The sequence below is a fragment of the Roseitalea porphyridii genome, from assembly GCF_004331955.1.
GTDB classification, from domain to species: Bacteria; Pseudomonadota; Alphaproteobacteria; order Rhizobiales; family Rhizobiaceae; genus Roseitalea; species Roseitalea porphyridii.
The window spans coordinates 1,141,038-1,165,973 of the sequence record NZ_CP036532.1; the positions used below are offsets into that span (position 1 = coordinate 1,141,038).

Genomic DNA, 24,936 nt, shown 5'->3' on the forward strand with positions numbered 1-24,936 from the left:
ACCTCACGCGCCCGTGACCCAACCTTACCGATTTTTCATGTGACGGCCATGTTTGGGCAACCTTGGGTTTCCTAGATTGACGGCAACGGCGCTCGCCGCGCCAGAACGTCAATCAAGAGGATGACCCAGATGAGAACGCCCCGTTTCACCGCGGCCGTCATGGCCGCTGCCGTCGTCGGCGCGGGCTTTGCCGGCTACGGCACCGCGCAGTTCGCCAACCCCGCCTACGCCGAACCGGTCCGCCTCGAGGCGCCCGCCATGGCGCCGGGCTTCGCCGATGTGGTCGAGGCCGTCTCGCCGGCCGTCGTCTCGGTGCGCGTGCGCGCCAGCGTCGATGAGGTTTCCGACCGGTCCTTCGGTCGCCAGTTCCGCGGCAGCCCGTTCGAGGACCTGCCCGAAGGCCACCCCTTCCGCCGCTTTTTCGATCGCGAGTTCGGCGACCGGTTCAACGAACGCCAGTTCGGCGAGCGCGGTCCCGACCGTCCGCGCCGCGCGCGCCCGGTCAGCCAGGGTTCGGGCTTCTTCATCTCCGGCGACGGCTTCATCGTCACCAACAACCACGTCATCGACAATGGCGAGGAGTTCACCGTCATCATGAATGACGGCACCGAACTCGACGCCGAACTGATCGGCGCCGATGCGCGCACCGATCTGGCCGTGCTGAAGGTCGATGCCGACCGCGAATTCACCTACGTGACCTTCGACGACGACAATCCGACGCGCGTCGGCGAATGGGTGGTCGCGGTGGGCAATCCGTTCGGCCTTGGCGGCACCGTCACCGCGGGAATCGTCTCCGCCCGCGGGCGCGACATCGGCGCCGGCCCCTATGACGACTTCATCCAGATCGACGCGGCGGTCAACCGCGGCAACTCCGGCGGTCCGACCTTCAACCTCGCCGGCGAGGTCGTCGGCGTGAACACGGCCATCTTCTCGCCCTCGGGCGGCAATGTGGGTATTGCGTTTGCCGTCCCGGCGGCGGTGGCGACCGATGTCGTCGCCGACCTGATCGACGATGGCAATGTCGAACGCGGTTGGCTCGGCGTGCGCATCCAGGCGGTCACCGACGAGATCGCCGAATCGCTCGGCCTCGCCGACGCGAGCGGCGCCATCGTCGCCGAACCCGAAGCCGGCGCGCCCGCCGCACAGGCCGGCATCGAGGCCGGTGACGTGATCACGGCGGTCAACGGCGAAGCCATCGAGGGCACCCGCGAACTGTCGCGTGCCATCGCCGCCTTCGATCCGGGCACCGAGGTGACGATCACTGTCCAGCGTGATGGCGAGGCTCGCGACATCGCGGTCGAACTGGGCGAACTGCCTTCGCTGCAGGAACTGGCCGGCACGCCCGACGCCGATCAGGGCGGCGAGCCCGAAAGCGCCCAGCCGTCCTCGATGGACGATCTCGGCCTGACGCTCGTTCCCGCCGAAGACGGCCAGGGCGTGCTGATCACCGACGTCGTGCCCGACAGCCCGGCCTTCCAGGCAGGCATCCGCGCCGGCGACATCATCCGCGAGGTCAACAACGAGCCGGTCGCCTCGACCGCCGATGTCGAGCAGCGCATCGGCGAGGTCGCCGATGCCGGCCGCAGCGCGGCGCTTCTGCGGCTTCAGGGCGAGGATGCCAGCCGCTTCGTCGCCGTGCCGCTGCCGCGCGGCTGACGCGTAAACCAGTTCCGTCCGGGCCCCTTCCATGTCATCCCCTCCGGACGGTTCCCACGGCGGCGGGCCTTCCCCCTCCAGCCCGCCGCCGGCCTTTCGGGCCGCTTTCCCCCTTGCTAAGACGACGCCCATGAAGGTGCTGATCATCGAGGACGATCCGCAGGCCGCCGCCTATCTGAAGAAGGCGCTCGGCGAGGCGGGCCACACGGCCGATGTCGCCCATGATGGCGACGACGGCTACGCCATGGCCTCGACCGGCTCCTATGACACGCTGATCGTCGACCGCATGCTGCCCCGGCGCGACGGGCTTTCGATCGTCGCCCAGTTGCGCGCCGAGGACGACCGCACCCCGGTGCTGATCCTGTCGGCGCTCGGCGAGGTCGATGACCGCGTCACCGGTCTGAGGGCCGGCGGCGACGACTATCTGACCAAGCCCTATGCCTTTTCCGAACTTCTGGCGCGCATCGAGGTGCTGCACCGGCGCAGCCAGAACGGCGACGGCGAGACCGCCTACCGGGTCGCCGACCTCGAACTCGACCGGCTTTCGCGCCGCGTCACGCGCGCCGGGCAGGACATCGTGCTGCAGCCTCGCGAGTTCCGCCTTCTGGAATATCTGATGCGCAACGCCGGCCGGGTCGTCACGCGCACCATGTTGCTCGAACATGTCTGGGACTACCATTTCGACCCGCAGACCAACGTGATCGACGTGCATGTGTCGCGCCTGCGCGGCAAGATCGAAAAGGGCTTCGACAAGCCGCTGCTGCACACCATCCGCGGCGCCGGCTATGTCATGCGCGAATGATGAGCGCTCCCGCTCCCCGCCGCCGTCTGGGCGCCATCTTCAAGACCACCGCGGTGCGCCTTTCGGCGCTCTATCTGCTGCTGTTCAGCGTCTGTGCGGTGCTGCTGGTCATCTACATGACCTCGCTGGCGGCAGGCTTTTTCCTCAACGAGACCCGCATGGCGATCGAGCAGGAGTTGCGTTCGCTCGATCGCATCTATCAGCGCGGCGGCATGCGTGGTCTCGTCGTCGCCATCGACCGGCGGGCACGGGCTCCGGGCGCCTTCGTCTATCTGGTCGCCGACCCGACCGGGCGCATCCTCGCCGGCAATGTGCGCGCGCTGGAGCCCGGCGTCATCGATCACACCGGCTGGACCCGACGTCCGTTCAGCTACGAGAAGTTCCGCGAACGCGGCGAGAACGGCGACCAGCCCCAGGCGGTGGCCAACATCTTCCGGTTCGAGAACGGGATGCGCGTGCTCGTCGGGCGTGATCTGGGCGAACCGGAGCGGTTTCGCGTCGTGGTGCGCCGGGCGCTGGCGCTGGCCCTGGGCCTGATGGCGCTCGGCGGGCTGCTGATCTGGCTGTTCATCGGCCGCCGCGCCCTCAAGCGCATCGACGCGGTCTCGGCGGCCAGCGCCGGCATCGTCGCCGGCGATCTCGGCCGAAGGCTTCCGGTCTCCAGCGCGGGCGACGAGTTCGACCGGCTTTCGGCCAGCCTGAACACCATGCTGGCGCGCATCGAAACGCTCAATGACGGGCTGCGCGAGGTGTCCGATTCGATCGCCCATGATCTGAAGACGCCGCTGACCCGCCTGCGCAACCGCGCCGAGGAGGCGCTGCGCAAGGACGAGGGCGAGGCCGGCTATCGCGACGCGCTCGAGGACATGATCTCCGAGGCCGACCAGCTCATCTCCATCTTCAACGCCATGTTGCAGATCTCGCGCGTCGAGGCCGGCTACACGCGCTTCACGCCCGAGCCCGTCGACCTGGCCACTGTCGCCACCGAACTGGCCGATCTCTACGAGCCGCTGGTCGAGGACGCCGGCGGCCATCTCAGAAACGAGGTGACCGGTCCGCTCGTCGCCGAGGGAAGCCGCGAACTGATCGGCCAGGCGGTCACCAATCTGATCGACAACGCCATCAAGTATGGCCTCAAGGGCGAGGGCGCGACCGTCACCCTGAAGGGCCGCGCCGACAAGGCGGCATCGCGCGTCGAACTGCTCGTCTGCGACACCGGCGACGGCATTCCCGAAGCCGATCGCGAGCGTGCCGTCCGCCGCTTCGAACGCCTCGAGGAGAGCCGCAGCGCGCCGGGCTCCGGCCTCGGCCTGTCGCTGGTCGACGCGATCATGCGCCAGCATGGCGGCGAACTCAGGCTTCAGGACAACGAACCGGGCCTGTGCGCGGTCCTGTCGTTTCCGGCTGCCGCACCTTAGCCCACTTCCTTCCGTCGACGACGGGCGCTAGGTGTCACCGACATGATGCGGAGGCAGAGCGTGTCCCAAACCGTCGACGCCCAGACGACAACATCATCGCCGCGCCCGATCGCCATCACCGACGCGGAGGCGGCCGACACCTGTCGTCACGTGCTGGCCGAGGCGGCCGACAAGGCCGGGCTCGAATGGCTGTCGGCGGCGCTCGGCGGCAAGGCCGACCCCTGGGCGGAATTTCTCGTCGGCGTCGCCGGCAACGCGCCGTTCCTCGCCGGCGCCATGCAGCGCCATGTCACGCACCTGGAGAAGCTGCCCGATACGCCGGTCGCCGCCTTCATCGACGAGGCGATCGCCGCCATCGACGATCTGGCGCGCACGGCCTTTCCGGCCGATGTCTCCGAACAGTCCCTGTCGCGGCAACTGCGTGAACTCAAGAGCCGGGCGCACCTGTTCATCGCGCTGGGCGATCTGTCCGGCGCACACACGGTCGAGCAGACCACGATGTTCCTGTCGCGCCTCGCCGAGGCGGCGCTGGCGGCGGTTGTCAACTGGCTGCTGCGCGACCTGCACGACAGGGGCAAGCTGAAGCTCGCCAACCCGGACGATCCGGCGACGGGCTCGGGGCTGATCGTGCTCGGCATGGGCAAGCTGGGTGCGTGCGAACTGAACTATTCGTCCGACATCGATCTGATCGTCTTCTTCGAGCACGACGCCCCCGGGCTGACCTGGGACGAGCCCTACGAGGCCGGCGACCTGCTGTCGAAGGCGCTGCGCCGGCTGATACGCATCATGGGCGAGCGCACGGGCGACGGTTACGTCTTCCGCACCGATCTGCGCCTCAGGCCCGATCCGGGGGCCATGCCGCTTGCCATCTCGGTCGACGCGGCGCTGACCTATTACGAGGCGCGCGGGCAGAACTGGGAGCGCGCCGCGCTGATCAAGGCGCGGCCCGTCGCCGGGGACCGGAAGGCTGGCGACGACTTCCTGCGCCAGCTCACCCCGTTCATCTGGCGCAAATATCTCGATTACGCCGCCATCTCCGACGTCCAGTCGATCAAGCGGCAGATCCACGCCCACAAGGGCCATGGCCGGATCGCCATCGAGGGCCACAACGTCAAGCTCGGTCGCGGCGGCATCCGCGAGATCGAGTTCTTCGTGCAGACCCAGCAGCTCATCGCCGGCGGACGCGCGCCACACCTGCGCGACCGCAGGACGCTGGAGATGCTGAACCGGTTCGCCGAGGACGGCTGGATCGCCGAGACCGTCCGCGACGAGATGGTGGACGCCTACCGCTTCCTGCGCCGCGTCGAGCATGTCGTCCAGATGATCGGCGACGAGCAGACCCATACGCTTCCCGAAACGGACGAGGCGATGGCCTCGGTCGCCGCCCTGATGGGCTATCCGGACTGCGACGAGTTCCGGCAGCAATTGCGTGCGCAACTGGTCATGGTCGAACGCCATTTCGGCGCCCTGTTCCAGGAAGGCGAGACGCTGGCCGCGACCGCCGGCAATCTGTCGTTCACCGGCGACGATCCCGACCCGGACACGCTGACGACGCTGTCCCAACTGGGCTTCGAACGCCCCGCCGACATGTGGGGCGTCATCCGCACCTGGCATTTCGGGCGCTATGGCGCGGTCCAGTCCCAGCGCGCCCGCGAGAGGCTGACCAACATCACCCCGGCGCTGCTCGGGGCGTTCGCCGGCACCGGCCAGCCCGACGCGGCGCTGTTGCGGTTCGATGCCTTTCTCAAGGGGCTGCCGGCCGGCATCCAGCTCTTCTCGATGCTCGATTCCAACCGGCATCTTCTGTCGCTGCTGATGACCATCCTGTCGGCCGCGCCGCGCCTTTCGGAGATCATCACCAAGCGCCCGCTTGTCTTCGACGGCATGCTCGATCCGGCCTTCTATGAGGGCCTGCCCGACAAGGACGAGATGGCCGACAGCCTGACCGCCTTTCTCGGGGACGCGCGCCTTTACGAGGACCGGCTCGACCGGTTGCGCATCTTCGCCGCCGAGCAGCGCTTTCTGGTCGGCGTGCGCTTCCTGACCGGTGCGGCGACTGCCGAGCAGATGGGCGAGGCGCTGACCGCGATCGCCGATCTGGTCATTGCCGAGGCGCTCGACGCGGCACGCGAGGAGGTCGCCCGCCGGCACGGGCAGGTGCCGGGCGGCGAGTGCTGCCTGATCGCGCTGGGCCGGCTCGGCTCGCGAGAGATGACCGCCGGCAGCGATGTCGATCTGATCCTGATCTACGACCATCCCGAAGGCGCCGAGGAGAGCGACGGCGACAAGCCGCTCGCGCCCTCGCAGTACTACGCGCGCCTTACCCAGAGGCTGATCGCGGCCCTGTCGGCGCCGACCAGCGAGGGCGTTCTCTACGAGGTCGATTTCCGGCTTCGACCGTCGGGGAACAAGGGCCCGCTCGCCACCTCTCTACGCGCGTTTTCGCACTACCAGCGCGACAGCGCGTGGACCTGGGAGCACATGGCGCTGACCCGCGCCCGCATCGTCGCCGGAGACGCCGGGATCGGCGCCCGCGCCGAGGAGGAACTGCGCGCCGTGCTCGCCCTGCCGAGCGACGCCGACAAGGTGCGCGCCGACGTGCTTTCCATGCGCGCGCGCCTGCTGCGCGACAAGGCCCCGCGCGGCCCGTGGGACCTCAAGCGCATCGCCGGCGGCGTCATGGACCTCGACTTCCTCGCCCAGTACTGGCGGCTGGTGGCCTTACCAAAGCTTAATTTGATCGGCTCCAGCGCGGCCGGTATCTTCACGGTGCTTGACGATGCGGTGATCGGCCGGCGGGAACGAGAGGATCTTCAGTCCGCCGCGCACGATTACGCAACGGTCGGCCACATGCTGCGGCTGTGCACGTCGGAAGCTTTCGAGCCGGACAATGCGCCCCGCGGACTGGTCGATGCGTTGTGCTCCAGATTGCATGAGCCGGACATAGGCCATGTGGAGGCGCGTCTGGAAAGTCACCGGGAGCGGGTGGAAGAGATCTTCCACCAGGTCATCGGTGAACCGGTGCCGGAGGCGTGACGGGAAGCATGCCTATGGCTTTGCATCGGGGATGACGAACGATGCAAAGGAGCAAGACCATGACCACCTTCCGCAAGACGACCTTCCACAAGACCACCATCGCCCTTCTGGCCGCGATCGTCACCGTGACGGGCGCCGGCTATGCCATGGCCGACGAGCGCGGTCCGCGCGGTGCCGAGCGCTTCGAGCGCCTTGACGCCGATTCCAGCGGTTCGGTCACGTTCGCCGAATTCAGCGCGCCGATGCTGGAGCGCTTCAACGAGGCCGATGCCGACGACAACGGCGTCGTCACGGCAGAGGAGATCGCCGCCGCGCTCGAGGGCCGGCGCGCCGAGCGCATGGCCGAACGCATGATCGAGCGTTTCGACATCGACGGCGACGAGCAGGTGTCGGCCGACGAACTGGTCAACCGCCAGGAGAAGATGTTCGCGCTGATGGACCGTGACGATTCCGGTGCCGTCACCGAGGATGAACTGCCCCGGCGCTTCGCCCGCCACGGCGGCCAGCGCGGCGGGTCCGGCGACCGCAACTGATCGGTCTCAGACGACCTCGGACGCGGCGTCCTCGGCGACGTCCGCGTCCGGCCCGCATCCGCACTCGACCGGAATGCGGACGACCACGACGGTTCCCTCGCCGGGCTTGGAGCGGATCGACACCGTCCCACCGTGCAGTTCGGCGAGCGACCGCGAGATCGCAAGGCCGAGCCCCGATCCGCCATGGGTCTTGGAGAACTGGTTGGCGACCTGTTCGAACGGCCGGCCCAGCCGCTTGAGCGCCTCGTGCGGAATGCCGCAGCCATCATCGGCGATCATGACCCGCGCCGTCTCGCCGTCGAGCTTGGCGCGGATGCGGATATGGCCGTCGCGATCGGTGAACTTCACCGCGTTTGTCACCAGATTAATCAGGATCTGCTTCATCGCCCGCCGGTCGGCGTGAATGTGCATCTGCGGCGCGATGTCCTCCTCGATCGCGATCGCCTTGGCGCCGGCCTGCAGCGAAACCATGTGCACCACCTCGCCGATCAGCGGCGCGAGATCGATGCATTCGCGTTCGAGGACCACGCGGCCCGCCTCGATCTTCGACATTTCCAGAATGTCGTCGATCACGTTGAGCAGGAACGCTCCGCTGTCATGGATGTCGGCGATGTATTCGTCATAGCGCTCCGAGCCGAGCGGTCCGAACATGCGCTGCTGCATCATCTCCGAAAAGCCGAGGATCGCGTTGAGCGGCGTCCGCAGTTCGTGGCTGACATTGGCGAGGAACTCGGTCTTCGCCTTGCTGGCCGCCTCGGCCCGGTCCTTGGCCTCGAGGAACTTGCGGTTCATGTCCTTGAGCGCCTGCGCCTTTTCGTGTTCGGCCCTCTGGGCGACGGACAGGTCCTGGATCGAGGCCATCAGCCGGCGCTCGGAGTCGATCAGCCGCTCTTCCTGCAGCTTGAGCTGGGTGATGTCCGCGCCCACAGAGATCGTGCCCCCCGACGGGGTCGACCGTTCGTTGATCTGCAGCCAGCGCCCGTCGGCGATCTGCCGCTCCAGCGTGACGGCGCCGTCGCCGCCCTGCGGGATGCGCCGCTCGGTGACCGGCGCGCGCATGATCGCGTCGACATCGGCGCGCTTCATGCCGGTGCGGATGCGGTTTTCGTCGATGCCGTTGATCTCCATGAACTTGCGGTTGCACAGGACCAGCCGTTCCTGCTTGTCCCACAGCGCAAAGCTCTCCGAGGTGCTCTCGATCGCGGCCTTCAGGTTCTGGCTGGCGATCTGCGACAGCTCGGTCAGCCGGTGCTGCTCGGTCATGTCGACCGCGATGCCGATCAGATGATTGCCGTGGCCGGGATGCTCGGCCAGTTCGGTGCGGATGCGCAGCCGCACATAGTGGCCCTCGGCATGGCGCATGCGCAGGATCCGGTCGACGCCCTTGATCTCCATGGCGGCGGCCCGCTCGGCCAGGTCGAACAGGTCGGCGTCCTCGGGATGGACGAGCTTTGAGACCTCGCCGAACGACAGCACGTCGTTGACCGGCGCGTAGCCGAGAAGATCGAACATCGAGCGCGACCAGTAGATGCGCCCGCGCGCCAGGTCCCAGTCCCACAGCCCGCAATGGCCGCGCGACAGCGCAAGGTCCATGCGCTTGTGGGTCTCGCAATAGACGAGATCGGCCTCGTGCGCCCGCGCGACCTGCCCGAAATAGGCATAGAGCAGGATCAGCAGGATCGAGGCCATGGCGACGAACAGCGCCACGTTCATCGAGGCGCGCTGGCGCCAGGTCGCGTAGATCGCCTCGGAGGGCTGCAGCGCCAGCATCAGGAAACCGGCCTCGGCCGATGTGAGCGCCGCCGCGCCCAGGAACACCCGGTCGCCCATCGTCACCTGCAGCACGCCGGCGTCCGCGCCGAACATCATCAGCGGCTGCACGCCGTCGAAATGGGTGCGAACCGCGTCGCCCACCATGTCGAGCCCGCCGCCGCGCTGGCCGACGACCGTGCCGTTCGTGTCCGCGATCAGGAACATGCGCGCATCGGCCAGCGCCTCGGTCGGCAGCGCCCGCGACAGGACGCGGTCGAAGTCGCCCGGCGTTTGCGGCGTGAAGTCGTTGCGCCCCGCTTCGCGCAGCGCACCCGCGCCGGCATCGGCCATCAGCGAAAGGAAGATGCGGGCCTGTTCGCCGGCCGCCTCGCGGTCGTTCATCAGCGCGATCGCGCGCGCGGTGAAGACCACGGCGAGGAAGACCAGGATCAGGACGGGGATGGAGCGCTTCAGCCAGGGCTCGAGGGCAAGCAGTCGTTTGAAGGCCGGTTCTGCGAGAAACCGCGCAAGGCCCGTCATGCCTCCCGGTTCAGCCTTGCTGGTCTCGCTGAATGCCACGTGCTCTCCCCGGCAGCCGCATGGGCTGCCCTTCCCGCCAGGGTCCGCTTGTTGGTGTCGTTGGAACGCGACGCAGGTACTGGAACTGCCGAATCGCAGACAATGAATCAAAACCGATTCGGCCTGTCCAGACGGCGGTAACGATTTTTTAACCGGTGCGGCGCCGATGCCGGCGCTCGCGGCGGCCGTCAGGCGAGGGTCCGCTCGATGATGTCCTTGAGGTCGCGCGACAAATGCGCCTTGCGGCCGAGCGCCGTGATCGCCGCTTCGGCACGCTGGCGCCGGCCCCGCTCGAGATTTCGCCACGAGCGCATCGCCGTCATCAGCCGGGCGGCCACCTGCGGATTGGCGCCGTCGATGCGGCCGATCGCGCCGGTGAGCAGCTCATACCCCTTGCCGTCGGGCCGGTTGAACGCGACCGGATTGCCGGTGGCGAACGCGCCGACCAGGGCTCTGATACGGTTGGGGTTGTCCCAGGAAAAGCCCGGCGCGCGGGTCAGCGCCTGCACCGTCTCGACCGTCTCGTGCCGCGGCACGGTCGCCTGCATCGTGAACCATTTGTCGAGCACGATCGGCTCGGCGCGGAAGGCGGTCCGGAACGCGTCGAGGCCGCGGCGGGCCGCCTCGCTGTCGGGCGCCAGATGGGCAAGCACGGTCAGCGCATGCGCCCGGTCGGTCATGTTGTCGGCGGCCGCGAGCGCCCGTTCGGCCAGATCGGTGCTGCCGGCGGCATGGCAAAGAAGCGTGAGCGCCACATTGCGCAGGGCCCGGCGGCCTGCGCCTTCGGCACCCGGATCGTAGGCGCGCCGCGGCTGCAACTCGTGATAGACCCTGGCCAGCACGCGTTCGCAGGCCTTCGAGAGCTGAGCGCTGATCGCGCGCCGCGCCACATGGATGGCGTCGGGGTCGATGTCGTGCCCGATCTCGCGGGCGATATCGGCCTCGCCGGGCAACGTCAGGCACAGCGCGCGATAGGCGTTGTCGAGCTCGCTGTCGCCGGCAAGGGCTGCCACGCTTTCGGTAAGCGTCGCGCTGGCGGCGATCTCGGCGCCCGTGCGCGCCGCTCCCGTCGCCGCCTTCAGTTCGTCCATCACCAGGCTGTTGAGCGCTTCCCAGCGCGAGAACGGATCGCCGTCATGGCGCGCAAGGAAGGCGCGGTCGGCGACCGAAGCATGCGGCACCCGGGTGACCGGCGCCGAGAAGCCGCGCAGCACTGACAGGACAGGTGGCACTTCGATGCCCGAAAACACGATCAAGTGGCGCGGCGCGGTGATGTGCATGACCGCGTCCTCGCCCGGGTGCTGCGTGATCGCCGCGCCCTCGACCTCGCCGAGCGCCATGTCGGCGCCGTCCGGACCGACCAGGCCGAACGCGACGGGGATGTGCAGCGGGGCGCTCGAGGCGCCCGCGACGGGTGGTCTGAGGGCCTGATCGACGGTCACGGTCAACATCCGCGCGTCGGCGTCGTAGCGCGCGCCGATCGACAGGTTCGGCGTGCCGGGCTGCTCGTACCACAGCGCGAACTGACCAAGGTCGGTGTCCGTCGCCTCGGCGAAGCAGGCCAGGAACTGCTCTATGGTCGCCGCCTGTCCGTCATGGCGCGCGAAATAGAGATCCATCCCCGCCGAAAAGCCGGCCTCGCCCAGCATGGTGCGCAGCATGCGGACGATCTCGGCACCCTTTTCGTACACGGTGGCCGTGTAGAAATTGTTGATTTCCTTGTAGGTTTTCGGCCGGACCGGGTGCGCGAGCGGGCCGGCATCCTCCGGAAACTGGTGCGCGCGCAGAACCCGGACGTCGGATATGCGCTTGACGGCGCGGCTGCGCATGTCGGCGGAGAATTCCTGGTCGCGGAAGACGGTCAGCCCCTCCTTGAGGCACAACTGGAACCAGTCCCGGCAGGTGATCCGGTTGCCCGTCCAGTTGTGGAAATATTCGTGCGCGATGATCGCCTCGATCGAGGCATAGTCCTGATCGGTGGCGGTCTCCGGATCGGCCAGAACATACTTGTCGTTGAAGATGTTCAGGCCCTTGTTCTCCATCGCGCCCATGTTGAAGTCCGACACGGCGACGATCTGGAAGATGTCGAGATCGTACTCGCGGCCGAAGCGTTCCTCGTCCCAGGCCATCGACCGTTTCAGCGCGTCCATCGCGTAGGCCGCGCGCGCCTCCTTGCCTTGCTCGACATGGATGCGCAGATCCACCTTGCGGCCCGAGGCGGTCGTGAAGCTGTCCTCGACAACGCCGAGGCTGCCGGCGAACAGCGCGAACAGGTAGGACGGCTTGGGATGGGGATCGTGCCAGACGGCAAAATGCCGCCCGTCGCCAAGTTCGCCCTGCTCCACCGGATTGCCGTTCGAAAGGAGTAGCGGCGTGTCCTTGCGGTCGCCCTCGATCCGCACCGTGTAGACCGACAGGATGTCCGGCCGGTCGAGGAAATAGGTGATGCGGCGGAAGCCTTCGGCCTCGCACTGCGTGCAGTAGTTGCCGCTTGTCCGGTAAAGGCCCATGAGCTGCGTGTTCGCGGTCGGGTCGACGACCGTTTCGATCTCGAGCGTGAAGGTCTCGCCGTCGGGCGGTTCGTTGATCGTCAGCGCGTCCGGCGTCGCGCTCACCGCATTGTCGCCGGCCGCCTCGCCATTGATGCGCGCGCCCTTGAAGGACAGCCCGTCCCCGTCGAGCGACAGCGGCGTGCCGGCGGCGACGCCCTCGCGCCGGCGCACGGTCAGCCGCGCCGTCACGTGCGTCCGTTCGGGGTCGAGCCGGAAGGTCAGGTGCGTGGCGTCGATCAGATAGTCGCTGGGCCGGTACTCATCGAGCCTGACAACCTGTCCGTCCTCGGTCCGCATCGGCCTGTCCTTCGCTGTTTGGGCGCCTCGAACGGGCCGTGTACACGATCGGCGCTATGCCGTCATGGGCAATTGCTCGCGGGTTCGCGCGGCCTTGCATTCGCCCCGACCCGGGTTCATGGAAAGCCGGTGACCTCCCCGGACGACGCCTCCAGCACCGAAAAGAACCCGCTCCTCGGCATCGCGCTGAAGGTTTCGTCGGTCTGTGCCTTCATGGCGATGGCGACCCTGATCAAGCTGGCGGGCCAGTTGCCACCGGGCCAGATGGTCTTCTTCCGCTCCTTCTTCGCGATCGTGCCGATCGCCGTCTACCTGCTGGTCACGCGCCAGTTCACCGAGGCATGGAAGACCGACCGCCCGCTCAGCCACGTCCTGCGCGGCCTCGTCGGCGTGACGGCGATGGGGCTTGGCTTTTTCGGCCTGACGCGCCTGCCGCTGCCCGACGCGATCGCCATCGGCTATGCGCGGCCGCTGCTGACGGTGGTTCTCGGCGCGGTGATCCTGGGCGAGGTGGTGCGCCGCTATCGCTGGGGCGCGGTCATCGTCGGCCTGATCGGGGTCATGATCATCTCCTGGCCGAACCTGCAACTCGTGCGCGGCGGCGGCGATGCGGGGCAGGCGCTGGGCGCGGTCGCCACCTTCATCGGCGCGCTGTTCGCCGCCTTCGCCTTCGTGCTGGTCCGGCGTCTGGTCGACACCGAAAAGACCACCACGATCGTGCTCTACTTCTCGATCACGGCCAGTACGATCGCGCTGTTCACGGTGCCGTTCGGCTGGCACGCGCTGACCTGGGAACAGGCGGCCGCGCTGATCGGGGCGGGCTTCTTCGGCGGGTTCGGCCAGATCCTCCTGACCCAGAGCTACCGCTATGCGGAGACCTCGACCATCGCGCCGTTCGAATATGCCTCGGTCGTCCTGTCGATCGTCATCGGCATCTTTCTGTTCGCCGAATATCCCTCGCTGGCGACGCTCGTCGGCTCGGCGATCGTGGTCGCCTCGGGCATCTTCATCATCTATCGCGAACACCGGCTCGGGCTCGAGCGGGGCAAGGCGCGCCCGGTCACCCCGCCGCACGGGTGAGTTCGGCTTGGCTCAACCCGAGGCGCCGGCCTCGAAGGGCAGCCAAAACGGGCCGGTCATTCCTCTTCCGAACGCGGATCGAGATTGAACGTTTCGGGCGTTTGGCTTCGCGTCGTCGGCATGTAGGCATAGTCGGTCATCTCGTCGGCCGGGACGGCCGCGCGCCGGGTGATGCGCCACGCCGCATAGCCGCCGAACACGGCGAAGGCGAGCGCCAGCGCGATGAAGAAGCCGCTCGGGCCGAGCCCGTCGATCAGCACGCCGGCAAGCACCGGGCCGATCATCGCGCCAGCGCCGTTGACGATCAGCAGGCCCGAGGAAATCTCGACGAACGCGCTCGGCTCGGCATAGTCGTTGGCGTGCGCGACGACGAGCGAGTAGATCGGGAAAAGAACGGCTCCCAGCACGAAGATCGTCACGAACACGCCGGGCGCGGTCGACGCGCCGGGGATCACGTTGAACGCGGCGGCACAGCCGACGCCGATGATGCCGGCGAAGATCATCACATAGCGCCGGTCCATCCGGTCCGAGGCACGGCCGAGCGGGAACTGGAAGATCGCCCCGGAGATCATCGCCAGCGCCAGCATCAACGGGATCTGGTTGCCCGAAAGGCCGGCCTGTTCGGCGAACACCGGCGCCTGGAAGTTCCAGATGCCGGCGATGATGCCGGTCATCAGCATGCCGACCATCGCCGCCGGCGAGTTGCGGTAGAGCTTGCCGAGGTCGAGGCTGACCTCGGTCAGCGGCTGCGGCGAGACGGCGTTGGAGAGCCCCGTGGGGATGACGGCCATCGCGTAGAGCAGGGCCGCGATCATGAACAGGCTGGTGGTGGCCGGATCGCCCAGCAGCACCATGAACTGGCCGGCCATCATGCCGACCATGTTCATGATCATGTAGAACGAGAAGATCTGGCCGCGCGACTCGTTGGTGGCCTTTTCGTTCAGCCAGCTCTCGACGACCATGTAGGCGCCGGCCAGCGAAAAGCCGGCAATGCCGCGAATGGCGATCCATGCCAGCGGATGGACGAACAGGGCGTGCAGCAGCAGCGACATGGCGAGCAGCGTCGCCAGCACCGCATAGACGCGCACATGGCCGACACGGCGCACCATGCGCGGCACGACCACGCAGCCGGCCGTGAAGCACAGCGCATATCCGAAGCCGATCCAGCCGATCGTGACCGGGCTCCAGCCCTCGATGCCGGCGCGCAACGGGATGGTGATGCCGGTCAGTCCGCTGCCTGCGAGCAGGAAGAAGGTCGACAGCATCAGCCCCGTGACCGGAACGATGTTGCGCAGCATTGTTGGCTCCCGTGGGCGTCGCCGAAGGCATTTCGACGGTTAGATCAAGGATGTGAAAGATGCGCGTCAGCGGGCGACACGGTGTGACGAAGGCGCGCCGTTAGGCGTTCGCACCGTCCTGTGTCAAACGCTTTTTCAACGCAAGAAGGTCGAGCCAGGCCATTCGCTTGAAGCGCGGCTCGTCGCGCAGGAACGATGGCGCGAACAGCGCCGTGACCGCGACCGGGCCGTCGCCGAAATCGACCTCGGTCCATTGCCCGCGAAGCCGGGTGATCGGGTCGGACGCCTCGAGCAGCTGGCGCGCGGCCACGTTGCCCAGCGCGACGACGATGCGGGGGCCGGCGAGCGCAATCTGGCGGCGCAGGAACGGCGCGCAGATCTTGAGGTGCAGCGGGGTCGGCGCCTCGCCGCCCGGCACCGCCCAGGGCACGCAGAAGCCGCAATAGGCATCGGCCCGCAGATCGAGCCCGATCGCCGAGATCATCTTGCCGAGCATGATGCCGTCGAGCCCGCTCATCGCCTCGCCCGTCTTGTCGTCGTCGCGCGAGGGCGCACCGCCGACCAGCATCAATGGCGCGCCGCGCGCGCCGCCCTCGAAAACGCTGTGCCGCGCGCTGCGTTTGAGGTTGCATGCTTCGAACCCTTCGACGGCCGCCTTCAGCGCGTCGAGATCGGCGGCGGCTGCGGCCGCTTCCGCGGCCATCGCCACGGCCCGGTCGTCGGGAATGCGCGCCGGTGCGGACGGTGGCCGTGCGGCCTCGGGGGGCGGTTCCCGATCGGGCGTCGTCGCCGGCGCGGCCGGGGCAGGGGCCGGCGCGGCAGTCGCCCCGGCATTCAGGGCGAAGCGGTCGACCGGTTCGGGTTCGAGCGCGATGTCGAGCCCTGCCTCGGCGTAGAAGCGCAGCAAGTGCTCGATCTGCTCGCGGGTGATGTCGGCGCTGTCGGTCACGGGCCTGTTCCTTCGCCCGTCTCTTTCGCAGAGCGGACCGGAGGGCGCAATGTCACGAGGCCGGGATGCGCGGGTCGAACTGGATGTAGAACAGCGGCGCCGGCGTCAGGTCCGTGATCAGGAAGCGGAACGAAACCGTCTCGCCGGGGTCGACGAACCCTTCGTGGAAAAGGATGCGGTCGTAGGGCTCGAAATCCTGGCGGCTGTCCGAAAACCGGTCGGAGACGGTTTGGTAGTTGCCGGTGCGGCGCTGGTCGAACGACAGCCCGTCGCCATAGACGCTTGCCTTGCCGAGCAGTTCCTGCAGCTCGAACTCGGCGCCGGTCCAGGGCAGGCCGGAGGCGTTGCTGATCGTGATGTCGAAGTGCAGCGTTCCGGTGGCGTGCGTCTTGGGGTGGGCGAACGGATTGATCGGCTTGGTGGCGCGGATGACGAGGGTCGAGGGCGTTGCCGAAAAGACCTGCTGGTCGAGACGGATCGGATCGGTCCGCGTGCCAAGGCCGGACATGGCGGTGATCCGAAAGCCGCCGAGCGCATCCGAAAACGCATAGCCGGCCGTCAGCGCGGCGTCGCGCGCGATGGCCACATCCTGCGCCGCCACCGGCCCGGCCGACGCGAGCACCGCGGCGGTCAGCAGGATCGGCATCGGTGGTGATCGTCTGGCGCGCATGGTCAAGAGGATAGCGCACAAGGCCCGGCCCGCAACGTCGGCCGGGATTTTGGCTTGCACGGGTCGGACGATCCATGCCTAATCGAACGAAAAACGGCGGGAGACAATCGGCATGAAGACACGCGCGGCAGTCGCCTTCGAGGCGGGCAAACCCCTTGAGATCGTCGAAGTTGACCTGGAAGGGCCGAGGGAAGGCGAGGTGCTCGTCGAGATCAGGGCGACCGGCATCTGCCATACCGACGAATTCACCCTTTCGGGCGCCGATCCCGAAGGCGCGTTTCCGGCGATTCTCGGTCACGAGGGTGCCGGCGTCGTCGTCGAGACCGGGCCGGGCGTCACCTCGGTCGAGGTCGGCGACCACGTCATTCCGCTTTATACGCCCGAGTGCCGCGAGTGCGAATACTGCCTGAACCCGAAGACCAATCTTTGCCAGAAGATCCGGTCGACACAGGGGCAGGGCGTCATGCCCGACGGCACCTCGCGCTTTTCCTACAAGGGCGACAAGCTGCTGCACTATATGGGCTGCTCGACCTTCTCGAACTATACCGTGCTGCCCGAGATCGCGCTGGCCAAGGTGCGCAAGGACGCCCCCTTCGACAAGATCTGCTACATCGGCTGCGGCGTGACCACCGGTATCGGCGCGGTGATGTTCACCGCCAAGGTCGAGCCCAATTCCACCGCCGTCGTGTTCGGCCTTGGCGGGATCGGGCTCAACGTCATCCAGGGCCTGAAGATGATCGGTGCGCGCCAGATCGTCGGCGTCGACACCAATCCGGCCAAGGAGGCGATGGCGCGCAAGTTCGGCATGACCGACTTCGTCAATCCCAAGACCGTCTCCGGCGATCTCGTCGGCCATCTGGTCGAACTGACCGGCGGCGGCGCGGACTATTCGTTCGAATGCATCGGCAATGTCGACGTGATGCGAACCGCGCTCGAATGCTGTCACAAGGGCTGGGGCACCTCGGTCATCATAGGCGTGGCGCCGGCGGGCGCGGAGATCTCGACACGGCCGTTCCAACTCGTCACCGGCCGCAACTGGCGCGGTTCGGCCTTTGGCGGGGCGAGGGGGCGCACCGATGTGCCGAAGATCGTCGACATGTACATGGACGGGCGCATCGACATCGATTCGCTGATCACCCACACCATGCCGCTCGAGGAGATCAACACCGGGTTCGATCTGATGCATGCCGGCGAGAGCATCCGCAGCGTGGTGCTCTACTAGTGTCCTTGAGGAGGTGATAGCACTATGCTATCATCACGATCATGGGACAGATATTGATCCGGAACATCGATGACGAGGTGCATGCGCGTCTGAAAGCGCAGGCCGCCGCCAGAGGCCGGTCTTTGGAAGCCCATGTGCGTGACTTGTTGAGCGACAGTGCCAAGCCTTCTAAGACAGAAGTTCTGGCGCGGGCGGCCGAGATCCGGAAGTCGTTCCGTGGACCTCCGATGACGGCGGAGCAGCATCAGGCGCGGATCGAAGAGAGCAAACGCGCCCTGGATGAGCGGGCCGGCAGGTTGAGCGACCTGGCGCGAGGAACCAAGGATTAGGGTCGGGGCCCGCAACCTTGCTTTTTGATGCGAGCGCATTTGTGCCGATCTTTGTCCCCGGCCCGGTTTCCGAGGTGGCCGGTGCATATTTCGCGCGTGAGGAGGTCGTTTCGCTCAGCTTTGCTGCTGTGGAAGTTTCCAGCGCGCTGGTTCAGGAGATGCGGTTTCACGGCATGACCCAGCAAAGCGCCAGCGACGCATTCGATCACTTGTCGGGTTTGGTGGATTGGCTGGACTCCCGTGCGTTCACCCAGGCGGCCATGCCGATGGCGGTTTCCTATCAGCACGGGGTCTATGATTGTCATTATGTGGCGGCCGCCCAGTCGCTGCGTGTCCCGCTCATCACCGCAGACAAGAAGCTGGCACGCAAATTCGCCGACGCCGTGCCCGCCGGCATCATCTGCCTTTACGACGAGATTACCGCCAAATGACCATGAACCCCGTCCTTTCCCACAAATGCTTCGGCGGCCTTCTGACCGTGCACGATCACGACAGCGCGGTCACGAACTGCACCATGCGCTTTGCGGTCTATTCGCCCCCGCAGGCCGAAACCGAAGCCGTGCCGGTCCTTTGGTACCTGTCGGGCCTGACCTGCACCTGGCAGAACGTCAACGAGAAGGCCGGCATCCAGCGCTATGCGGCCGAGCACGGAATCATGGTCGTCTTCCCCGACACCTCGCCGCGCGGCGACGACGTCGCCGACGACGCGGCCTACGATCTGGGGCAGGGCGCGGGCTTCTACCTGACCGCGACCGAGGAACCCTGGGCGCGCCATTTCCGCATGGACCGTTACGTGGTCGACGAACTGCCCGGCCTGATCGCCGATATGTTCCCCAAGGCCGACATGGACCGGCAGGGCATCACGGGCCATTCGATGGGTGGGCACGGCGCGCTGACGCTGCACCTGAAACATCCCGAGCGCTACCGGTCGGTCTCGGCCTTCGCGCCGATCGTCGCGCCCACGCAGGTCCCGTGGGGCGAAAAGGCCTTCAGCACCTATCTGGGCCCGGACCGGACGGTCTGGAACGACTATGACGCAACGAAGCTCGTCGCGCGCCGGCGAACCGACGCCCACATCCTGATCGACCAGGGCGGTTCGGACCAGTTCCTCGCCGAACAGCTTCGGCCCGAGCTGTTCGCCGAGGCCTGCCGCCATGCCGGTCAGAAGCTGACGCTGAACATGCGCGAGGGCTACGATCATTCCTACTATTTCGTCGGCACGTTCCTGGCCGAGCACTTCGCACACCATGGCGTGACGCTGAAGGGCTGACCCGCCGCCCGGCATGTCGCCGCTGCGACAGCCGCCGACCGGTTGTCGGGCCATGATGGGCCTGACCGCCGACCAGTTGGAGCGTAACGATGAAGGCCGCGCTTCTGGAGCGTTATGACGCGCCCCTGACGATCGCATCGGTGCCCGATCCCGAATGCCCGGCCGACGGGGCCATCGTCGCAGTGCGCGCCTGCGGCGTGTGCCGGTCGGACCATCACGCCTGGAAGGGCCTCGACCCGGACGTCGTCCTGCCGCACGTGATGGGCCATGAACTTGCCGGCGAAATCGTCGAGACCGGGCCCGCCTGTCGCCATTTCAGGGTCGGCGACCGCGTCACGGCGCCCTTCATCCTGGGCTGCGGCCACTGCGCCGACTGTCAGTCCGGCCGTCCGACCATATGCGAAGACCAGTCCGGCATCGGCTTCACCGTCTGGGGCGCGTTCGCCGAACGGCTTGCGATCACGGCCGCCGACTTCAACCTCGTCCACCTGCCTGAGACGATGGATTTCGTCTCCGCCGCCGGCATGGGCTGCCGGGTCACCACCGCCTGGCGCGCGCTGACCGACCGCGCGGACATCCGGCCCGGAGAATGGCTGGCCGTGCACGGCGCGGGCGGCGTCGGCCTGTCGGCGATCATGATCGCCGCCGCGCTCGGTGCGCGGGTGCTGGCCGTCGATGTCAGCGACGCGGCGCTGGCCAAGGCCAGGGAACTGGGCGCCAACGCGGTGCTGAACGCGACCGGCATCCACGATGTCGGCCAGGCGGTGCGCGACCTGACAGGTGGCGGCGCGCATGTGTCGATCGACGCGCTCGGTAGCGCCGTCACCTTCGACAACGCGCTGCGGTCGCTGCGCAAGCTCGGCCGGCACGTGCAGATCGGCATGCCGGTCGGTGCGAGTGCCACCGTGCCGTTGCCGCTGCTCGAGCTGGTCTATGCGCGTCAGCTGACGTTGCACGGCACGCGCGGGCTGGGCGCCCGCCAGTTCGCGCCGATGATGGACATGATCGCCGGCGGCCGGCTCGATCCGGGCCAACTCGTCACGCGCACGATCCCGCTGTCGGCGGCCGGGGACGCGCTTGCCGAAATGGACGGAGTCCAGCCCGCAGGCGTCACCGTGATCGACATGGCGATGGGTTGACCAGCAGATTTCGGCGCCGCATCAGCAGCCGATCTGCGCGCGGATCTGGTTGACGATCCGCCGGTTCGGTCAGACGTTCTCGCACGGTATGCCGTCGCCATCGCCGTCCGCGCGAGGATGCGAACCGTTGCACCAGGCGCGCACGGCCTGTTCGCAGTTCCAGTAGTCCGTGCATCGCGCTGCGATCGCCGGACTTGCCGCCGATATGATGACGAGGCCAGCAACGCTCATTGCCGCGATCCGTCGTGTCATGGTGCCGCTCCGCGCCTTCCGAACGGCGCGATCGTGCCACCGACGAAGCGGCTCCGCCACAGACCGGATGCAGCGCAGGGTTGTGGCGCCCTTCGCCCGGAACAGGGCGGTCCGCCCTACATGTTCGGATAGACCGGGCCTTCGCCGCCCTGCGGCACCGTCCAGTTGATGTTCTGGTTGGGGTCCTTGATGTCGCAGGTCTTGCAGTGCACGCAGTTCTGCGCGTTGATCTGGAACCGCGCCGCATCGTCGGGCGTGCGCGTGGCGCCGTCGCCCAGCGTGTTGCCCTCGGCATCGATCCATTCATAGACGCCGGCGGGGCAGTAGCGCCACGAAAGGCCGGCGAACTCGGCATATTCCGAGCGCTTCTGCAGCGCGTCGTCCTGTACCTTCAGATGGATCGGCTGGTCTTCCTCGTGATTGGTGTTCGACAGGAACACCGAGGACAGCCGGTCAAAGCTGATCTCGCCGTCGGGCTTGGGATAGTCGATCGGCTTGTGCCGGCCGGCCCGTTCGGTCGCCGCATAATCCGCCTTGCCGTGGCCGAGCGTGCCCAGCGGCGACCAGCCGCCGGTAATCTGGTTGATCCACATGTCGAGGCCGCCGATGGCGACACCCATCATCGTGCCGAAGCGGGTCCACAGCGGCTTGACGTTGCGGACGCGCTTCAGGTCGTGGCCGATCGCGCCCTCGCGCCATTCGGCCTCGTAGGCATCGAGCGCCCCGTCGTTGGCCTTGCCGCCGGCGATCGCCTCGGCGCACTTGTCGGCCGCCAGAATGCCCGACAGCATGGCGTTGTGCGAACCCTTGATGCGCGGCACGTTGACGAAGCCGGCCGAACAGCCGATCAGCGCGCCGCCGGGAAACGACACCTTCGGTACCGACTGCCATCCGCCCTCGGTGATCGCGCGCGCCCCGTAGGCGATGCGCTTGCCGCCCTCGAAGGTCTCGCGGATCCTTGGATGGGTCTTGAAGCGCTGGAACTCCTCGAACGGCTTCAGGTAGGGGTTCTTGTAGTTCAGGTGCACGACGAAGCCGACGGCCACCTGGTTGTCCTCGAGGTGATAGAGGAACGAGCCGCCACCGGTGCCGTTGGGCAGCGGCCAGCCGAACGAGTGCTGGACCAGGCCGGGCCGGTGCTTGGCCGGATCGACCTCCCAGAGTTCCTTCATGCCGAGGCCGAACTTGCCCGGCTCGCTGTCCCGGTCCAGTTCGAACTTTGCGATGAGCTGCTTGGCGAGCGAGCCGCGCACGCCTTCGCCGATCAGCACATACTTGCCGTGCAGCTCCATGCCGCGCGCGAACGCGGCCGTCGGCTCGCCGTCGCGTCCGATGCCCATGTCGCCGGTCGCCACGCCCTTGACCGCGCCATTGTCGTCGTAAACCAGTTCGGCGGCGGCGAAACCGGGATAGATCTCCACGCCCAGCGCCTCGGCGCGTCCGGCCATCCAGCGGCAGACATTGCCGAGCGAAGCGGTGTAGTTGCCGTGATTGTTCATCAGCGGCGGCATCATGAAATTGGGCAGCCGGACGGCGCCGGCCGGCCCCAGATAGAGGAAATGGTCGGCGGTGACCGGCGTTTTCAGCGGCGGGTCGGAATCGTCGCGCCAGTCGGGGAACAGCCTGTCGAGCCCGACCGGATCGATCACCGCGCCCGACAGGATGTGCGCTCCCACCTCGGCGCCCTTTTCGAGCACGACCACCGAAAGGTTCTCGTCGATCTGCTTGAGCCGGATCGCCGCGGCGAGCCCGGCCGGGCCGGCGCCGACGATGACCACGTCGAACTCCATGGATTCGCGCGGCTCGTTCCTGGGGTCGTCCGCTGCGTTGGCGTCGCTCATCAAATTCCTCCGGTCGCTGCGGAATTGCGGGGCATGTGCACGGGCCGGCCCGTTCCGTCTGCCGGCGACTTAGCCCGCGCGCGCCGACCGCTTCAAGCCGTGTTTGCGACGCATGACGGGGTTTTCGCCGAACCAATGATGATGCCGAGGCTATATGCCGTTTACGTAAACGTCAATATCGCCGGTGTTCGTGCCCCGTGCCCCGACAGGTGGCCGGTGCGAACGGGCCGCGGCGACCCGGCGGTGCGGCCCATGCCGTTCCGGTGCCGCCGCCTGTTGCGCTCGGGCGCGAAAGCGTTACATCTTCGATGCTTCGACCGCCGAGGCCGCCTTGCCCGATGCCGATGACATCGAAAAGCTGATCGAACGCTGCTCGCTCGGCGATCGCGCGGCGTTTCGCGCCCTCTACGACCGCACCTCCGCGAAACTTTTCGGCATCTGCCTGCGTGTTCTCAAGGACAGGGGCGATGCCCAGGAAGCGTTGCAAGAGGCATATGTGAAGATCTGGCGCGGGTCGCAGGCGTTCGCGGCCAACGGTCACAGCCCGATGGGCTGGCTGGTCGTGATCACCCGCAACCAGGCGATCGACCGGCTGCGGGCGCGCCGGCCGGAGGCGGCCGACATCGACGAGGCGCTCGATCTGGCCGACGACGGACCCGATCCCGAGGGCGCCGCGGTGATCGCCGGGGAGAACCGCCGGCTCGCCGACTGCCTCGACGAACTGGAGGCCAAACGGGCCGACGCCGTGCGCTCGGCCTACATGGAAGGATTTTCCTATCGTGAGCTCGCCGAGCGTCACGATGTACCGATCAACACGATGCGAACCTGGCTCCGCCGGTCGCTGATGAAGCTGAAAGCGTGCCTTGAACGATGAGCGGCGATCCTGCCATGCCTGACGAGCGAGACGACCGGCTTGCGGCCGAGTACGCCCTTGGCGTGCTGCCGCACGCCGAGCGCCGCGCGTTCGCGGACAGGCTCGAACGCGAGCCGGCGCTGCGGCTGGCCGTCGAGCGCTGGCAGGAACGGCTCCTGCCGATGGCCGACGAGATCGAGCCGGCGCCGCCGCCCGTCGGACTCGCCGACACGATCGAGCAGCGCCTGTTCGGCGCCGCCCCCGCATCGGCGCCGCGCCGCGCGATCTGGCCGTGGCGTGCGCTGGCGTTCGCCTCGCTCGCCGGCATGATCGTCTTCGGCGGCCTCTATCTCGACGCCCTGCGTAACGGTGAAGAACTGCCACGCTATGTCGCCACGGTCAGCGGCGAGACCGACGCGGTGCGGCTCGCCGTGCTGGTCGACGGCGAGCGCGGCCAGGTGACGGTGCGCCATGAGGGCGCCACACCGCCTCAGGGACGCGACTACGAACTTTGGCTGATCGAGGGCGACAATCCGCCGGTCTCGCTGGGCGTCATTGACGCGAACGGCCGCACCGCGATCGATACGGCGCCCGACCTGCGCGACGCCCTTGCCGGCGCGGTACTCGCCGTCAGCGACGAACCCGCCGGCGGTTCGCCGACCGGCGCGCCAACCGGCGCGGTTCTCGCCACCGGCTCGCTGCTGCCGTTCTGATCTTTCTCGCGGACGGGTGAAACTTTCGGCACGCCGCCTTCGTCTCCTCGATCGTTCGCAACACGGCGAACGCAACAATGAGAGGAGACTATCATGTTCTACCGCCGCATTCTGACCGCCGCCGCGATCACCCTTTCGCTCGGCACCGCTGCCGCGCAGGCCGACAACCCCATGGTCGGCGGCGCCGCCATGTATGAGGACCGCAACATCGTCGAGAACGCCGTGAACTCGGCCGACCACAGCACGCTGGTCGCTGCCGTCAAGGCCGCAGGCCTGGTCGACACGCTGTCGTCTGAAGGCCCGTTCACGGTCTTCGCGCCGACCAATGACGCGTTCGCCGCGCTGCCCGACGGCACCGTGGAATCGCTGCTCCAGCCCGAGAACAAGGATCAGCTCACCAGGATCCTGACGTGCCACGTGATCGGCGCCGAAGCCATGTCGGGCGCGATCGCCCAGATGGTCGCTGACGATGGCGGCATGCATCCCGTCACCACGGTCGGCGGATGCGAGTTCACCGTCATGACCGACGGCGACGACATCAAGATCGAGGACGGGCAGGGCCGCGTCGCCACCGTCACGATCGCTGATGTGGACCAGTCGAACGGCGTCATCCACGTCATCGACACGGTTCTCCTGCCGGCTTCGTAAGCGCGAGCCCGCAGATTTCTTCCGGACGGATGGGGCGCCCTGTCCGG

General features: G+C 67.5%; 21 protein-coding genes. 14 read left to right on the forward strand and 7 right to left on the reverse strand.

Going from position 1 to position 24,936, the window contains the following annotated elements; translation table 11 throughout:
• The first annotated feature begins 129 nt into the window (after nt 1-129).
• The 5 genes from E0E05_RS05540 (at nt 130) to E0E05_RS05560 (ending at nt 7,445) form a co-directional block, all read left to right on the forward strand.
• Nucleotides 130-1,656, forward strand: coding sequence for a Do family serine endopeptidase (locus E0E05_RS05540; RefSeq protein ID WP_244597955.1), 1,527 nt, complete (start codon nt 130-132; stop codon nt 1,654-1,656).
• A gap of 130 nt (nt 1,657-1,786) precedes the next feature.
• The gene (locus E0E05_RS05545; RefSeq protein ID WP_131615814.1) at nt 1,787-2,458 is read left to right on the forward strand and encodes a response regulator transcription factor; all 672 of its coding nucleotides are present in this window, start codon (nt 1,787-1,789) and stop codon (nt 2,456-2,458) included.
• The gene (locus tag E0E05_RS05550) at nt 2,458-3,876 is read left to right on the forward strand and encodes a sensor histidine kinase (RefSeq protein ID WP_131615815.1); all 1,419 of its coding nucleotides are present in this window, start codon (nt 2,458-2,460) and stop codon (nt 3,874-3,876) included. The genes E0E05_RS05545 and E0E05_RS05550 overlap by 1 nt, the downstream gene beginning before the upstream one ends.
• A gap of 60 nt (nt 3,877-3,936) precedes the next feature.
• Nucleotides 3,937-6,912, forward strand: a complete 2,976-nt coding sequence (locus tag E0E05_RS05555) for a bifunctional [glutamine synthetase] adenylyltransferase/[glutamine synthetase]-adenylyl-L-tyrosine phosphorylase (RefSeq protein WP_158629279.1) — start codon at nt 3,937-3,939, stop codon at nt 6,910-6,912.
• 59 nt (nt 6,913-6,971) lie between these two features.
• Nucleotides 6,972-7,445 carry an EF-hand domain-containing protein gene (locus E0E05_RS05560; RefSeq protein ID WP_244597956.1) on the forward strand — a complete coding sequence of 158 codons (474 nt, stop codon included), beginning with the start codon at nt 6,972-6,974 and terminating at the stop codon, nt 7,443-7,445.
• A 6-nt stretch (nt 7,446-7,451) separates the two neighbouring features.
• Here E0E05_RS05560 and E0E05_RS05565 read toward each other — a convergent pair whose 3' ends face one another.
• Nucleotides 7,452-9,776, reverse strand: a complete 2,325-nt coding sequence (locus E0E05_RS05565) for an ATP-binding protein (RefSeq protein WP_244597958.1) — start codon at nt 9,774-9,776, stop codon at nt 7,452-7,454.
• Nucleotides 9,777-9,964: 188 nt separating this feature from the next.
• Nucleotides 9,965-12,625 carry an aminopeptidase N gene (pepN, locus tag E0E05_RS05570; RefSeq protein ID WP_131615818.1) on the reverse strand — a complete coding sequence of 887 codons (2,661 nt, stop codon included), beginning with the start codon at nt 12,623-12,625 and terminating at the stop codon, nt 9,965-9,967.
• Between the two features lie 213 nt (nt 12,626-12,838).
• On the opposite strand from pepN, the gene E0E05_RS05575 reads away from it, so the two are divergent.
• Nucleotides 12,839-13,705 (forward strand): DMT family transporter, encoded by an 867-nt coding sequence (locus E0E05_RS05575; protein WP_131617909.1) that lies wholly within the window; start codon nt 12,839-12,841, stop codon nt 13,703-13,705.
• A gap of 56 nt (nt 13,706-13,761) precedes the next feature.
• Here the strand turns inward: E0E05_RS05575 and E0E05_RS05580 are convergent, their stop codons facing one another.
• The 3 genes from E0E05_RS05580 to E0E05_RS05590 form a co-directional block, all read right to left on the reverse strand.
• Nucleotides 13,762-15,003 carry an MFS transporter gene (locus E0E05_RS05580; RefSeq protein ID WP_131615819.1) on the reverse strand — a complete coding sequence of 414 codons (1,242 nt, stop codon included), beginning with the start codon at nt 15,001-15,003 and terminating at the stop codon, nt 13,762-13,764.
• A gap of 100 nt (nt 15,004-15,103) precedes the next feature.
• Nucleotides 15,104-15,952, reverse strand: a complete 849-nt coding sequence (locus E0E05_RS05585) for a uracil-DNA glycosylase (protein ID WP_131615820.1) — start codon at nt 15,950-15,952, stop codon at nt 15,104-15,106.
• 52 nt (nt 15,953-16,004) lie between these two features.
• Nucleotides 16,005-16,598 carry a hypothetical protein gene (locus E0E05_RS05590; RefSeq protein ID WP_244597960.1) on the reverse strand — a complete coding sequence of 198 codons (594 nt, stop codon included), beginning with the start codon at nt 16,596-16,598 and terminating at the stop codon, nt 16,005-16,007.
• A gap of 136 nt (nt 16,599-16,734) precedes the next feature.
• Between E0E05_RS05590 and E0E05_RS05595 the strand changes: the two genes are divergently transcribed.
• The 5 genes from E0E05_RS05595 to E0E05_RS05615 all read left to right on the forward strand — a co-directional run bounded on the left by E0E05_RS05595 (nt 16,735) and on the right by E0E05_RS05615 (nt 20,582).
• Nucleotides 16,735-17,844, forward strand: a complete 1,110-nt coding sequence (locus tag E0E05_RS05595; RefSeq protein WP_131615821.1) for an S-(hydroxymethyl)glutathione dehydrogenase/class III alcohol dehydrogenase — start codon at nt 16,735-16,737, stop codon at nt 17,842-17,844.
• 41 nt (nt 17,845-17,885) lie between these two features.
• Complete coding sequence (locus E0E05_RS05600; RefSeq protein ID WP_131615822.1) at nt 17,886-18,173, forward strand: FitA-like ribbon-helix-helix domain-containing protein; 288 nt, start codon at nt 17,886-17,888, stop codon at nt 18,171-18,173.
• A 17-nt stretch (nt 18,174-18,190) separates the two neighbouring features.
• The gene (locus E0E05_RS05605; RefSeq protein ID WP_131615823.1) at nt 18,191-18,604 is read left to right on the forward strand and encodes a type II toxin-antitoxin system VapC family toxin; all 414 of its coding nucleotides are present in this window, start codon (nt 18,191-18,193) and stop codon (nt 18,602-18,604) included.
• Between the two features lie 2 nt (nt 18,605-18,606).
• Nucleotides 18,607-19,443: an S-formylglutathione hydrolase gene (gene fghA, locus E0E05_RS05610; RefSeq protein ID WP_131617911.1), complete on the forward strand. Its 837-nt coding sequence runs from the start codon at nt 18,607-18,609 to the stop codon at nt 19,441-19,443.
• Nucleotides 19,444-19,532: 89 nt separating this feature from the next.
• On the forward strand, nt 19,533-20,582 hold the full coding sequence (locus E0E05_RS05615; protein WP_131615824.1) for a zinc-dependent alcohol dehydrogenase family protein: 1,050 nt from the start codon (nt 19,533-19,535) through the stop codon (nt 20,580-20,582).
• Nucleotides 20,583-20,651: 69 nt separating this feature from the next.
• Here E0E05_RS05615 and E0E05_RS05620 read toward each other — a convergent pair whose 3' ends face one another.
• Together E0E05_RS05620 and E0E05_RS05625 are read right to left on the reverse strand one after the other, a co-directional pair.
• On the reverse strand, nt 20,652-20,834 hold the full coding sequence (locus tag E0E05_RS05620; RefSeq protein ID WP_131615825.1) for an excalibur calcium-binding domain-containing protein: 183 nt from the start codon (nt 20,832-20,834) through the stop codon (nt 20,652-20,654).
• Between the two features lie 116 nt (nt 20,835-20,950).
• Nucleotides 20,951-22,675, reverse strand: coding sequence for an electron transfer flavoprotein-ubiquinone oxidoreductase (locus tag E0E05_RS05625; RefSeq protein ID WP_131615826.1), 1,725 nt, complete (start codon nt 22,673-22,675; stop codon nt 20,951-20,953).
• 331 nt (nt 22,676-23,006) lie between these two features.
• Here E0E05_RS05625 and E0E05_RS05630 point away from each other — a divergent pair, with 331 nt between their 5' ends.
• The 3 genes from E0E05_RS05630 to E0E05_RS05640 all read left to right on the forward strand — a co-directional run bounded on the left by E0E05_RS05630 (nt 23,007) and on the right by E0E05_RS05640 (nt 24,889).
• Nucleotides 23,007-23,549 (forward strand): sigma-70 family RNA polymerase sigma factor, encoded by a 543-nt coding sequence (locus E0E05_RS05630; protein WP_131615827.1) that lies wholly within the window; start codon nt 23,007-23,009, stop codon nt 23,547-23,549.
• 14 nt (nt 23,550-23,563) lie between these two features.
• Entirely contained in the window at nt 23,564-24,241 is a 678-nt protein-coding gene (locus E0E05_RS05635; RefSeq protein WP_158629280.1) for an anti-sigma factor, read from the forward strand.
• A gap of 93 nt (nt 24,242-24,334) precedes the next feature.
• On the forward strand, nt 24,335-24,889 hold the full coding sequence (locus E0E05_RS05640; RefSeq protein ID WP_131615829.1) for a fasciclin domain-containing protein: 555 nt from the start codon (nt 24,335-24,337) through the stop codon (nt 24,887-24,889).
• Nucleotides 24,890-24,936 lie beyond the last annotated feature (47 nt).